Source organism: Pseudomonas sp. Colony2 (assembly GCF_019382755.1).
Classification (GTDB): domain Bacteria; phylum Pseudomonadota; class Gammaproteobacteria; order Pseudomonadales; family Pseudomonadaceae; genus Aquipseudomonas.
Window position 1 is genome coordinate 1,472,825 of record NZ_CP080030.1, and the last position, 12,039, is coordinate 1,484,863.

Genomic DNA, 12,039 nt, shown 5'->3' on the forward strand with positions numbered 1-12,039 from the left:
GGCGGGAAGCGGTTTTTGTTTACTGCGCCACTATCAGAACAACTTCAAGGGCGGTGCTTCTTCTTTCAACGGTTCGTTCTTCGCGGTCTGTTCGTTCCAGCCACCACCGAGGGCCTTGTACAGGTTGACCTCGCTATTGAGTTGCGCCAGGCGGTCGGTGATCAGCGATTGCTGGGCACTGAACAGTTGGCGCTGGGCGTCGAGGAACGTCAGGTTGCTGTCGACACCAATACGGTAGCGACGCTCGGCCAGGCGGTAGTAATCCTGGTTGGCCGCGACGAAGCCACGTTGGGCGTCCAGTTGCTGCTTGTAGGTCTCGCGGGCGGCGAGGCCGTCGGAGACTTCCTGGAAGCCGGTCTGGATGGCTTTCTCGTAGTTGGCGACGTTGATCTCTTTCTGGATTTTCGAGTAATCCAGGCTGGCGCGCAGGCTGCCGGCGTTGAAGATCGGGATGTTGATCTGCGGTGCAAACGACCAGGTACCCGAACCGCCCTTGAACAGGCCGCCCAGGGTCGGGCTCGCGGTGCCGGCGCTGGCGGTCAGGGTGATGCTCGGGAAGAACGCAGCGCGTGCCGCACCGATGTTGGCGTTGGCCGCCTTGAGGTTGTACTCGGCCTGCAGGATGTCGGGACGACGTTGCAGCAGGTCCGATGGCAGGCCGGCCGGTACTTCGCTCAACAGGTCATCAGCCAATGGCCGGCTGACGATGTTCGCTGGCAGGCCGGTACCCAGCAGCAGGGTCAGGTTGTTTTCGTCCTGGGCCACCTGGCGGGTATAACGCGCCAGTGCAACCCGGGCGTTTTCCACCGAGGTACGGGCCTGGCTCAGGTCCAGGGCCGAAGCCACGCCGACTTCATTGCTGCGCGAGGTCAGTTTGAAGCTCTGCTCGTACGCGCCCAGGGTGTCCTGGGTGAGCTTGAGCAGCTCCTTGTCGGCCTGCCAGGTCAGGTAGGCGTTGGCCACGCTGGCCACCAGGCTGATCTGGGTGGTGCGACGCGCTTCTTCGGTCGCGAAGTATTGTTGCAGCGCTTGTTCGCTCAGGCTGCGTACGCGGCCGAACAGGTCCAGCTCATAAGAACTGATCCCGAGGCCCGCCGAGTATTGGCTGGTGATGCCCGCTTCGCCGGTCTGCGACAGCTTGGCCGGGGTGCGCGTACGGCTGCCGCTGCCCGTGGCCGAAACCGCCGGGAACAGGTCGGCGCGCTGGATCTGGTACTGCGCGGCATACGCATCGATGTTCAGGGCCGCGACACGCAGGTCGCGGTTGTTCACCAGGGCGGTCTGGATCAGCTGTTGCAGGGCAGGGTCATGGAAAAACTGCTTCCAGCCCTGCTCGGCAGCCGCCTGGCCCGGCGCCTGGGCCGACGAATACGCCGGCCCCTGCGGGAACTGCGCGGCTACCGGCGCTTCAGGGCGCTGGTAGTCCGGGATCAGCGAGCAGCCACTGAGCACGAATGCCGTGACAGCTAAGGAAAGTAGCGACTTGCTCATTGGCCAGCCTCTTTAGGAGTTTGCTTGGGTTCAGTCTTTTTACGCTCGCCAGCGGAGGACACGGTTGCGAAGAACAGGGGTACCCAGAAGATCGCGAGGACCGTGGCGGTGATCATACCGCCAATTACGCCCGTACCGATGGCGTGCTGGCTACCTGAGCCGGCACCGGTGGAAATTGCCAGGGGCAGTACGCCGAGCATGAACGCCATGGACGTCATGATGATCGGTCGCAGACGCATGCGGGATGCCTCGATGGCCGACTCGACAATGCCTTTGCCCTGCTCGTGGAGCTCCTTGGCGAACTCCACGATCAGGATGGCGTTTTTCGCTGCCAGACCCACCGTCACCAACAGGCCCACCTGGAAGAACACGTCGTTGGACAGTCCCCGCAGGCTGGTGGCGATCAACGCACCGATCACACCCAGCGGTACAACCAGAATCACCGCAATCGGGATCGACCAGCTTTCGTACAGTGCCGCGAGGCAGAGGAACACCACCAGCAGCGACAGGGCGTACAGCGCAGGTGCCTGGGAGCCGGACAGACGTTCTTCATACGACAGACCGGTCCAGGAGTAACCAACGCCAGCCGGCAGGTCCTTGGCAATGCGTTCGACTTCCGCCATCGCATCACCGGTACTGTAGCCAGGTGCCGGGGTACCGAGGATTTCCATCGCCGCTACACCGTTATAGCGCGAGAGTTTCGGCGAACCGAAGATCCACTTGCCCGAAGAGATGGCCGACAGCGGCACCATCTTCCCGGACGTGCTGCGCACGTACCATTTGCTCAGGTCTTCCGGAGACATCCGGCTGGCGGCGTCACCCTGTACATACACCTTCTTCACACGACCACGGTCGATGAAGTCGTTGATGTAGCTGCCACCCAAGGCGATTGCCAGGGTCTGCTGGATGTCTGCCAGGCTGATGCCCTGGGCACTGGCCTTCTCGTCGTCAACGGTCAGCTCGTACTGCGGCTCATCGTTCACGCCGTTGGGGCGCACGCCCGCCAGGATCTTGCTTTGTGCCGCGGCACCCAGGAACTGGTTACGCGCATCCATCAGCTTCTGGTGGCCGACGCCGCCCTGGTCTTGCAGGAACACGTCGAAACCGGTGGCGTTACCCAGTTCGAGTACCGACGGTGGCACCACGGCAAATACCATGGCGTCCTTGAAGGCCCCGAAGAAGTAACCCTGGGCACGCTTGGCAACCTCAAATACCGACTGGCTCGAGTCACGCTCGTCCCACGGCTTGAGCATCACGAACGCGAGGCCCGAGCTCTGGCCACGACCGGCGAAGTTGAAGCCGTTCACGGTAAACACCGATTTGACAGCCTTGCCTTCGCCTGGCTCGCCTTCCTTGTCGTTCAACAGGTAGGCGCGCATATCGTCGATGACTTTCTGCGTACGTTCAGCCGAAGAACCCACCGGCGTTTGTACCTGGGCAAAGATCACGCCCTGGTCTTCCTCTGGGAGGAACGCGCTTGGAATGCGGGTGAACATCCAGATCATGCCGGCAAGGATCAGGGCATAGACCACGAATGCCGGGAACTTGTGCTTGATCATGTTACCGACGCCGCGCTCGTAGCTCAGTACGCCACGGTCGAAGGTACGGTTGAACCAGCCGAAGAAGCCGCGCTTGGGTTGGCCGTGTTTTTCCGGGTCAATCGGCTTGAGCATGGTGGCGCACAAGGCCGGGGTGAAGACCAGGGCAACCAGTACCGACAGCGCCATCGCCGAAACGATAGTGATGGAGAACTGGCGGTAGATCACACCGGTGGAACCACCGAAGAACGCCATTGGCAGCAATACCGCCGACAGCACCAGGGCGATACCCACCAGGGCCCCCTGGATCTGGCCCATGGACTTGACCGTCGCCTCCTTGGGCGACAAGTGCTCCTCGGCCATTACCCGCTCGACGTTCTCCACCACAACGATGGCATCGTCCACCAGCAAGCCGATGGCCAGGATCATGCCGAACATGGTCAGGGTGTTGATGGTGAAGCCGAACGCAGCGAGGATCCCGAAGGTACCCAGCAATACCACCGGTACGGTCATGGTGGTGATGATGGTGGCGCGGAAGTTCTGCAGGAACAGGAACATCACCAGGAACACCAGCACGATCGCTTCGACCAGGGTGTGAACCACACCGGAGATCGATTCGGTCACAACCGGCGTGGTGTCATACGGCACCACAGCCTTCATGCCAGGCGGGAAGAACGGTTCGAGGGACGCAACCGTTTCGCGAATCGCCTTGGCGGTGTCCAGTGCGTTGGCACCGGCTGCCAGCTTGATCGCCATACCGGAAGCCGGCTTGCCGTTGAACTGTGCGCTGATGCTGTAGTTCTGGCCGCCCAGTTCGATACGCGAAACGTCACCCAGGCGAACCTGGGAACCGTCGGTATTGACCTTCATCAGGATATTGCCGAACGCTTCAGTGGTTTGCAGACGCGTCTTGCCGATGATGGTGGCATTCAACTGAGTGCCGGGCAGGGCAGGCAGGCCGCCGAGTTGGCCGGTGGCCACCTGGACGTTCTGCGCCTGGATGGCGTTGCTGACATCCACTGGCGTCAGCTGGTAGTTGTTCAGCTTGGCCGGATCGAGCCAGATACGCATGGCGTACTGGGAACCGAACACCTGGAAGTCGCCCACACCGGCGGTCCGGGAAATCGGGTCCTGGATGTTGGAAACGATGTAGTTGGAAAGGTCATCCTTGGTCATGCTGCCGTCTTCCGACACCAGACCGATCACCATCAGGAAGTTCTTCACCGACTTGGTAACGCGGATACCCTGCTGCTGTACTTCTTGTGGCAGCAGCGGGGTCGCCAGGTTGAGCTTGTTCTGTACCTGAACCTGGGCGATGTCCGGGTTGGTACCCTGGTTGAACGTCGCGGTGATGGTCATGCTGCCGTCGGAGTTACTGTCCGAGGCGACATAACGCAGGTTGTCGATACCGTTGAGCTGTTGTTCGATGACCTGCACCACGGTGTCCTGCACGGTTTGTGCAGACGCGCCCGGGTAGGTCACCTGGATATCAATGGCGGTTGGCGCGATGGCCGGGTACTGGTTGATGGGCAACTTCAGGATCGACAGTGCCCCGACCAGCATGATCACCAGGGCAATTACCCAGGCGAAAATGGGACGGTCGATAAAAAATTTCGACATGAATTACTCCCCTTGACCAGCAGCGGCAGCAGGAGCAGCAGCGGAACCGGCGGGTTTGGCGTTATCAGCGTCCTTGACCTTGACTTCGATGCCCGGCTTGATGAATTGCAGGCCTTCGGTGATCACACGGTCACCGGCGTTCAGGCCTTTTTCCACCAGCCAGTAGGCGCCGGTAGTGCGGTTGGCCACCAGTACACGTTGCTCGACCTTGTTGTCCTTGTTCACCACCAGCGCGGTCGGGATGCCCTTCAGGTCGCGGGTCACGCCTTGCTGTGGTGCCAGGATGGCCTTGCTGTTCACACCGGCTTGCAACTGCGCGTGGACGAACATGCCCGGCAGCAGGGTGTGGTCAGGGTTCGGGAACACGGCCCGCAGGGTCACGGAACCGGTGGTTTCGTCGACCGAGACTTCGGAGAATTCCAGCTTGCCTTCCACGCCGTAGGCGGTGCCGTCTTCCAGGGTCAGCTTGACCTTGGCCGCGTTTTCGCCGGCTTTTTCCAGTTGGCCGCTTTCCAGGTCGCGACGCAGTTTCAGCATCTCGGCAGAGGACTGCGTGACGTCGACGTAGATCGGGTCCAGTTGCTGGATCACTGCCATGGCGTCGGTCTGGCCGTTGCTGACCAGCGCGCCTTCGGTGACCGAAGAGCGACCGATACGCCCGGAGATCGGGGCAAACACCTTGGTGTAGCGCACGTTGATCTGGGCCGTTTGCACGTTGGCTTCAGAGGTCATGCGGTTGGACACGGCGGTGTCGTATTCCTGGCGGCTGACGGCCTGCTCATCGACCAACTGCTTGTAGCGATCGGCAATCGATTTGGTCTGGGCGAGGTTGGCCTGAGCGCTTTTCAGCGAGGCGTCATACACCGACGGATCGATCTGATAGAGCTGCTGGCCTTCCTTGACGTCGCCCCCTTCCTTGAACAGACGCTTGAGAATGATGCCGTTGACCTGAGGGCGAACCTCGGCAATGCGGTAGGCCGTGGTGCGACCTGGCAGCTCGGATGTCAGGGTAAAGGCTTGAGGTTGAATAGTGACCACGCCGACCTGAGGGGTTTGAGCGGGCGGAGCCGCTTCTTCCTTTTTACATCCGCTGAGCAGCGATGCCAGGGCGACGGCAGTAACCAGGGCGGTAACAGCTGGCTTAAGTTGCATGAAGATCCTCGGGTCAGGCGCGCAGAGTGCGCACAAGAAGTGTGGAAGGGTAAAAAACAGGCACTGAGTGGATAAGTAGCTTGCTACGCAATATACTTACGTTCATGGTTGTTTGTAAACTCTTGACAGGCTTCGCGGAATGTTGACAAAGCAGCGTCCAAAGCCTCGATTCTAGTACGTTCGGCGCCCTTGACGGCGTCGTCCCACAATTATTCAGATGGTCGTTAGCAGCGGTTGAGTCTGCGTTACCGATCACCCCAAGTCTCCTGATTGAGGTTTTACTGCCATGGTTCGTCGTACCAAAGAGGAAGCTCAGGAAACGCGCAGCCAGATTCTTGAAGCGGCCGAGCAGGCCTTCTACGAGCGCGGGGTTGCGCGTACCACGCTGGCGGATATTGCCGCGCTGGCAGGCGTGACACGTGGTGCCATCTACTGGCATTTCAGCAACAAGGCCGACCTGGTGCAGGCGATGCTCGATACGCTGCACGAGCCGCTGGATGAATTGGCCAGGGCCAGTGAGAGCGAGGACGAGGTCGATCCGCTGGGTTGCATGCGCAAGCTGCTGATTCATCTGTTCCATCAAGTGGCCCTGGACCCGAAGACCCGGCGCATCAATGAGATTTTGTTTCATAAGTGCGAATTCACCGATGAAATGTGTGATCTGCGCCGTCAGCGCCAGACCGCCAGCCTCGAATGCAACCTGCGCATCGGGCTGACCTTGCGTAACGCGGTCCATCGCGGGCAGCTTCCGGAGAATCTCGACACCGTACGTGCCGCGGTGTGCATGCACGCCTATATCGACGGAATTCTCGGCCAGTGGCTGCTGGTGCCCGACAGTTTCCAGTTGGCCCAGGACGCAGAGCGCTGGGTCGATATCGCGTTGGACATGCTGCGCTTGAGCCCTGGCCTGCGCAATTAAGACAAAATGCGTAATTGCGACCAGTTGTGTCAACAATAAACACCGGGGCTGGTCAATCAGGCTTTTCCCTGATTTTGTGGGGTGACGTTATATACGGGCTGGCGGGCGGTTGATAGGTAGTTGGCTAAGTATTTTGTAGCAATATTGTTGCAAGGCTGTGAAGGAATGTTTCCTGCGGCCCATAAAAAAGCCCCGGCTCTCGCAAGTCGGGGCTTTTTCGTTTCAGCAGATCAGAGTGCCAGGGTCGGGTAGTCGATGTAGCCGACCGGGCCTTTGGCGTAGAAAGTCTCTGGATGTGCTTCGTTCAGCGGTGCATCGGCCTTCAGGCGAGCCGGCAGGTCCGGGTTGGCGATGAACGGCACGCCGAATGCCACGGCGTCAGCCTTGCCCGAAGCCAGCCACGCGTTGGCGCTGTCCTTGGTGAAGCGTTCGTTGGCGATGTACGGGCCACCGAAGGCGGCTTTCAGTTGTGGGCCGAGGCTGTCGCCCGCTTCCTTTTCACGGGAGCAGATGAACGCGATGCCACGCTTGCCCAGCTCTTTGGCGACGTAGGTGAAGGTTTCCGACAGGTTGGCGTCGCCCATGTCGTGGGAGTCGGCGCGCGGTGCCAGGTGCACGCCTACACGGCCGGCGCCCCACACTTCAATCACGGCGTCAGTGACTTCGAGCAGCAAGCGTGCGCGGTTTTCCAGGGAGCCGCCGTAGTTGTCGGTGCGCTGGTTGGTGCTGCTTTGCAGGAACTGGTCGAGCAGGTAGCCGTTCGCGCCGTGGACTTCCACGCCGTCAAAACCGGCGGCCTTGGCATTCTCGGCACCTACGCGGTAGGCGTCGACGATATCGGCGATTTCAGCGACTTCCAGGGCGCGCGGGGTAGGGTAGTCGGCCAGCGGACGTACCAGGCTGACGTGGCCCTTGGCTGCGATGGCACTTGGCGCGACCGGGGTTTCACCGTCCAGGTACGACTCGTGGGAGATCCGGCCCACGTGCCACAGTTGCAGGAAGATCTTGCCGCCTGCACCGTGCACGGCCTTGGTCACATTGGCCCAGCCGCGAACCTGGTCGTTGGACCAGATGCCCGGGGTGTCCGGGTAACCCACGCCCATTGGCGTTACGGAGGTGGCTTCGCTGAGGATCAGCCCGGCGGAAGCGCGTTGGACGTAGTACTCAGCCATCAGCGCATTGGGCACGCGACCGGCGTCGGCACGGCAGCGGGTCAGCGGCGCCATGATGATGCGGTTCGACAGTTCCAGGTCGCCCAGTTTGATCGGATCGAAAATAGTCGTCATGGGATAACACCCTTCTCTTTAGTTGATCAGTTAGTCGCGGGGGCCAGGTCGGCATCGCCGGTCTGACGGAAAGTAATCAGGGTCACCAGCAGCGCGAGCACGGCCAGTGCAGCAGCGGCCAGGGGCACGCTGGTCAGGCCGAAACCGTGGGCAATCACGCTGCCGCCCACCCAGGCGCCGAGAGCGTTGCCGATGTTGAAGGCGCCGATGTTCAAGGTGGACACCAGGTTCGGTGCGGCCTTGCCGAAGGTCACCACGTTGATCTGCAGTGCCGGTACGGCGGCAAACGAGGCGGTGGCCCAGAGGAACAGGGTGATTTCAGTCGGGATCACGGCGACGCTGGTCCAGGTCAGTACGGTGGACACCACCGCCATGCTGATGAACACGCCGATCAGGGTGGCAGCCAGGCGCTTGTCTGCCAGCTTGCCGCCGATGATGTTGCCGACGGTCAGGCCCAGGCCGATCAGCAGCAGGGTCCAGGTCACGCCTTTGGGCGAAACACCGGTGACGTCCCCCAGCAGCGGCGCGACGTAGGTGAAGAGGGTGAACATCGAGGCAGCGAACAGCGCGGTCATGCTCAGCGACAGCCAGATGCCGGCGCCTTTGAGTGCTCTGAGCTCGGCGCGCATGTCGAGTTTTTCCTCGTCACGCTTGGCCGGCAGGAAGCGGATCAGACCGATCAGGGCGATCACCCCAATCACCGTCACGGCCCAGAAGGTCGAGCGCCAGCCGGCTTCCTGACCCAGCGCGGTGCCCAGCGGTACGCCGAGCACGTTGGCCAGGGTCAGGCCGGTGAACATCAGCGCCACGGCCGAAGCACGCTTGTTGGCCGGCACCAGGTTGGCGGCGACCACCGAACCGATACCGAAGAAGGCACCGTGGCACAGCGCGGTGACCACACGGGCAAACATCAGCACGTTGTAGTCACTGGCCAGGGCGCAGAGCAGGTTGCCGATGATGAAGATGCCCATCAACGCTACCAGGGCGGCCTTGCGCGGCAGCTTGGCGGTGGCCAGTGCCATGAAGGGGGCACCGATGGCCACGCCCAGGGCGTAGCCGGTCACCAGCCAGCCGGCGCCGGGAATCGATACACCGAGGTCGGCCGCCACATCGGGCAACAGGCCCATGATGACGAACTCGGTCGTACCGATGGCGAAGGCGCTTAAGGCCAGGATGAGTAGCGAGAGAGGCATTGATGGGTCCTTGTTACAGCGGTGCGCTGAGTTCTTCGGTGAGCGCTTTGAGGAAGGCTTGGATCACGTCCTCATTGCGTTTGAAAAAGTGCCATTGGCCGGCCTTCTGGCTGCTGATCAGCCCCGCCCGTTGCAGGTTCGCCAGGTGCGCCGACACGGTGGACTGAGACAGCCCGCAGCGCTGGTCGATCTGCCCGGCGCAAATGCCGTATTCGTGGTTGTGCAGCTGCTCGGGGAATTGCACTTTCGGGTCTTTCAGCCAGTTGAGGATGTCTCGCCGTACTGGGTGCGCCAGGGCTTTTATTATTTCGTCGAGGTCGATGGACATGGCAGTGATGCTCGGTTTTGTAAAACGTTATATCGCGATGAGGCGAACTTTAAATCGTTGTATCCCGATATACCAATATGATTTTGGTCTTAAACCAGATTGAATCGGTATATCGGGTTATAACGATACGTTGACGGCAGTGCTAGACTGCGCGCCATGAATTATCTCGCACATCTGCACCTCGGCGGCCAACTTCCTGCTCAATTGCTTGGCAGCCTGTATGGCGACTTTGTTAAAGGTCGCCTGCAAGGCCAGTTCAGCCCGCAAATCGAGTCGGCGATTCAGTTGCATCGCTCAATCGATCGCTACACCGACAGTCATCCGCTGATCGGGCAGGCGCTGTCGCGCTTCACCCTGACCCGGCGCCGCTATGCCGGGATTGTCCTCGATGTGTTTTTCGACCACTGCCTGGCGCGGGACTGGGCGTTATATGCCGATCAGCCGCTGGAGCGATTTACCTCTGAGGTTTACCGGGTGCTCGCCGAAGAACCGGCATTGCCGGGGCGGCTGGCGCAGATTGCGCCGTACATGGCGGCGGATGACTGGCTGGGTTCGTACCGCGAATTTGCGGTGATGGAACAGGTACTTCGAGGAATTGGCCGACGCCTGACACGGCCCGAAGAACTGGGCCATGCCATGCAGGAATTACGAGCGCTGTACGAGCCGTTGAGCGAGGATTTTCGGGTGTTTTACCCAGAATTGCAGCGGTTCTCAAATAGCCAGTTGGCAATACAACTATAAATGTGGGAGCGGGCTTGCTCGCGAAAGCGGTGGGTCAGCTAATGAATCTGCTGACTGATGCACCGCCTTCGCGAGCAAGCCCGCTCCCACATTTTTCACCGTGCTCGCTTCAGGCCGCGAATGCTGGCCGCGCTGGCATTTGCTCAGCTTCTGGAAGGGGGCCAAACAACGCCTTCTGCACCGCCTGCTGCGCCTGGAACGCCAGCGCCGCACGTTCCTGCCCGGCGCAGGCAATCGGCTTGAGCAGATGGATTTCCACGTCGCCCTGGTCATTGCCGAACAAACGCATCAAGTGCGAGAGCAAATCATCGTCGCCAATAAACGGTGCCAGCGGGTCGATGTGGCCATCGCGCAGATAACGAATCGCCACCGGTTGCAGCGACACATCGGCATCAATCGCACTGGCCAGTAACCGCCCGTGGAACGTACGCAGGGCGCGGCCGTCGGTGGTGGTGCCTTCCGGGAACATCAACAGCGGGTGTTGTTGTTCCAGATGACGCGTCATCTGTTTGCGAATCAACTGGCTGTCCCCCGAACCTCGGCGGATGAACAGGCTGCCTGCCTTGGCGGCCAACCAGCCCGCCACCGGCCAGGTGCGCACCTCGGCCTTGGACAGGAACGACATCGGCGCCACCATCCCCAGCAGCGGTATATCGGTCCACGATACGTGGTTGCTGACCCACAGCATCGACTGTTGCGGCAACTCACCGTGAACGGTCACGCGAAAGGGCAGGGCGTTGGTCAGCCGTGCCATGAAAAAACGCGACCAGCGCTGCCGGCGCACCATCGAGTTGGCGACGCCCAGACGTTCAAACACGCCAAACACACTGGCCATGGTCAAACCCAGGGCCACCACCACCAGCACGCGGGCAATTCGCCCGTACACCCGAAGGCGGCTCATCACATGGCTGCCTTGAAGTGGCGGGCATACCGCGGGCACAGCTCGTCGCGCTTGAGCAGGATGAACACGTCGGCCACCTGGAAGTCTTCGTCCCAGCAGGGTTCGCCGCAAATCTTTGCACCCAGGCGCATGTAGGCCTTGAGCAAGGGGGGCATTTCGGCGATGACGTTGGATGGCAGGTCCAGTGCCGGCAGCGGCTTTTTCGGCTCGGCCCGCAGGTGTTCGTTGCACAGGTAGCGTTCGCGCAGGCGCTGCATGATCGCGTGGGCCTGGATGCCGCCGTCGTGCATCGGGATGCTTGCGCAGCCCATCAGGTAGCTGTAGCCGCCCTGGTTGAGGACTTCGGCCAGCTCGCCCCACAACACGGCGATGGTGCCGCCGTTGCGGTAGGCGGGGTCGACGCAGGTGCGGCCGATTTCCAGGATGGGGCCTTTGAGGTGCAGCAGGCCGTGGAGGCTGAATTCTTCTTCGCTGTAGAAGCGGCCCAGGGTGGTGGCGGCCTGGTGGTCGAGCAAACGGGTGGTGGCGACGAGTCGACCGCTGTTCAAATCCCGCACGCCGATGTGGCTGCAGTGAACATCATAGTCATCCATGTCCAGGCCCAGTTCAGCGCCTTTCAGCTTGGCGTTGAATTCGCCGCTGAACACGTTGAACCGCAGGGCCTGGGCTTCCTGCAAAGCCTGGGCGCCGATCAGGCGTTCGGCTTGCAGACGGCGTTCATTGCCGGTGTCGCTGATGCGGGCGATCTGAGTCATGGCGAGTCTCCGAGTGCCGGCCAGGGTTACGGCCGGTCGACTTGTTTGTGCCATGTCAGGCTATGTAGGGCCGGTGTCATCTCCATGAAGTTACGGTGACGCTTAGATGACAGGG

The 12,039-nt window shown here is 61.1% G+C and carries 10 protein-coding genes; 2 read left to right on the forward strand and 8 right to left on the reverse strand.

What is annotated here, in order from left to right; translation table 11 throughout:
- Positions 1 to 33: 33 nt before the first annotated feature.
- From adeC to JV201_RS06210, 3 genes are read right to left on the reverse strand one after another with little or no spacing between them, the layout of a single operon-like run.
- The gene (gene adeC, locus JV201_RS06200; protein ID WP_003219806.1) at positions 34 to 1,491 is read right to left on the reverse strand and encodes an AdeC/AdeK/OprM family multidrug efflux complex outer membrane factor; all 1,458 of its coding nucleotides are present in this window, start codon (positions 1,489 to 1,491) and stop codon (positions 34 to 36) included.
- Complete coding sequence (locus JV201_RS06205; protein ID WP_177021339.1) at positions 1,488 to 4,649, reverse strand: efflux RND transporter permease subunit; 3,162 nt, start codon at positions 4,647 to 4,649, stop codon at positions 1,488 to 1,490. The genes adeC and JV201_RS06205 overlap by 4 nt, the downstream gene beginning before the upstream one ends.
- A gap of 3 nt (positions 4,650 to 4,652) precedes the next feature.
- Complete coding sequence (locus tag JV201_RS06210; RefSeq protein ID WP_003219800.1) at positions 4,653 to 5,801, reverse strand: efflux RND transporter periplasmic adaptor subunit; 1,149 nt, start codon at positions 5,799 to 5,801, stop codon at positions 4,653 to 4,655.
- A 286-nt stretch (positions 5,802 to 6,087) separates the two neighbouring features.
- Between JV201_RS06210 and JV201_RS06215 the strand changes: the two genes are divergently transcribed.
- Positions 6,088 to 6,720: a TetR family transcriptional regulator gene (locus tag JV201_RS06215; RefSeq protein WP_003219798.1), complete on the forward strand. Its 633-nt coding sequence runs from the start codon at positions 6,088 to 6,090 to the stop codon at positions 6,718 to 6,720.
- A gap of 230 nt (positions 6,721 to 6,950) precedes the next feature.
- Here the strand turns inward: JV201_RS06215 and JV201_RS06220 are convergent, their stop codons facing one another.
- Genes JV201_RS06220 through JV201_RS06230 form a run of 3 tightly spaced genes read right to left on the reverse strand, consistent with a single transcriptional unit; the run spans position 6,951 to position 9,527 of the window.
- Positions 6,951 to 8,006: an alkene reductase gene (locus JV201_RS06220; protein WP_219406636.1), complete on the reverse strand. Its 1,056-nt coding sequence runs from the start codon at positions 8,004 to 8,006 to the stop codon at positions 6,951 to 6,953.
- 26 nt (positions 8,007 to 8,032) lie between these two features.
- Positions 8,033 to 9,199: an MFS transporter gene (locus tag JV201_RS06225; RefSeq protein ID WP_003219795.1), complete on the reverse strand. Its 1,167-nt coding sequence runs from the start codon at positions 9,197 to 9,199 to the stop codon at positions 8,033 to 8,035.
- A 13-nt stretch (positions 9,200 to 9,212) separates the two neighbouring features.
- Positions 9,213 to 9,527 carry a helix-turn-helix transcriptional regulator gene (locus tag JV201_RS06230; RefSeq protein ID WP_003219793.1) on the reverse strand — a complete coding sequence of 105 codons (315 nt, stop codon included), beginning with the start codon at positions 9,525 to 9,527 and terminating at the stop codon, positions 9,213 to 9,215.
- A 156-nt stretch (positions 9,528 to 9,683) separates the two neighbouring features.
- Here JV201_RS06230 and JV201_RS06235 point away from each other — a divergent pair, with 156 nt between their 5' ends.
- Positions 9,684 to 10,268 carry an ACP phosphodiesterase gene (locus tag JV201_RS06235; RefSeq protein ID WP_003219791.1) on the forward strand — a complete coding sequence of 195 codons (585 nt, stop codon included), beginning with the start codon at positions 9,684 to 9,686 and terminating at the stop codon, positions 10,266 to 10,268.
- A 109-nt stretch (positions 10,269 to 10,377) separates the two neighbouring features.
- On the opposite strand, the gene JV201_RS06240 is transcribed toward JV201_RS06235, so the two are convergent.
- Positions 10,378 to 11,169, reverse strand: coding sequence for a lysophospholipid acyltransferase family protein (locus JV201_RS06240; RefSeq protein WP_003219789.1), 792 nt, complete (start codon positions 11,167 to 11,169; stop codon positions 10,378 to 10,380).
- Entirely contained in the window at positions 11,169 to 11,924 is a 756-nt protein-coding gene (gene olsB, locus JV201_RS06245) for an L-ornithine N(alpha)-acyltransferase (protein ID WP_008431132.1), read from the reverse strand. Before olsB ends, JV201_RS06240 begins: the two co-directional genes overlap by 1 nt.
- Between the last annotated feature and the right edge of the window lie 115 nt (positions 11,925 to 12,039).

Bases quoted from the DNA above. Each gene is read 5' to 3' on its own strand.
- JV201_RS06205 (WP_177021339.1), bottom strand. From the start codon at position 4,649: ATGTCGAAATTTTTTATCGACCGTCCCATTTTCGCCTGGGTAATTGCC.
- olsB (WP_008431132.1), bottom strand. From the start codon at position 11,924: ATGACTCAGATCGCCCGCATCAGCGACACCGGCAATGAACGCCGTCTG.
- JV201_RS06225 (WP_003219795.1), bottom strand. From the start codon at position 9,199: ATGCCTCTCTCGCTACTCATCCTGGCCTTAAGCGCCTTCGCCATCGGT.
- adeC (WP_003219806.1), bottom strand. From the start codon at position 1,491: ATGAGCAAGTCGCTACTTTCCTTAGCTGTCACGGCATTCGTGCTCAGT.
- JV201_RS06235 (WP_003219791.1), top strand. From the start codon at position 9,684: ATGAATTATCTCGCACATCTGCACCTCGGCGGCCAACTTCCTGCTCAA.
- JV201_RS06210 (WP_003219800.1), bottom strand. From the start codon at position 5,801: ATGCAACTTAAGCCAGCTGTTACCGCCCTGGTTACTGCCGTCGCCCTG.
- JV201_RS06230 (WP_003219793.1), bottom strand. From the start codon at position 9,527: ATGTCCATCGACCTCGACGAAATAATAAAAGCCCTGGCGCACCCAGTA.
- JV201_RS06240 (WP_003219789.1), bottom strand. From the start codon at position 11,169: ATGAGCCGCCTTCGGGTGTACGGGCGAATTGCCCGCGTGCTGGTGGTG.
- JV201_RS06215 (WP_003219798.1), top strand. From the start codon at position 6,088: ATGGTTCGTCGTACCAAAGAGGAAGCTCAGGAAACGCGCAGCCAGATT.
- JV201_RS06220 (WP_219406636.1), bottom strand. From the start codon at position 8,006: ATGACGACTATTTTCGATCCGATCAAACTGGGCGACCTGGAACTGTCG.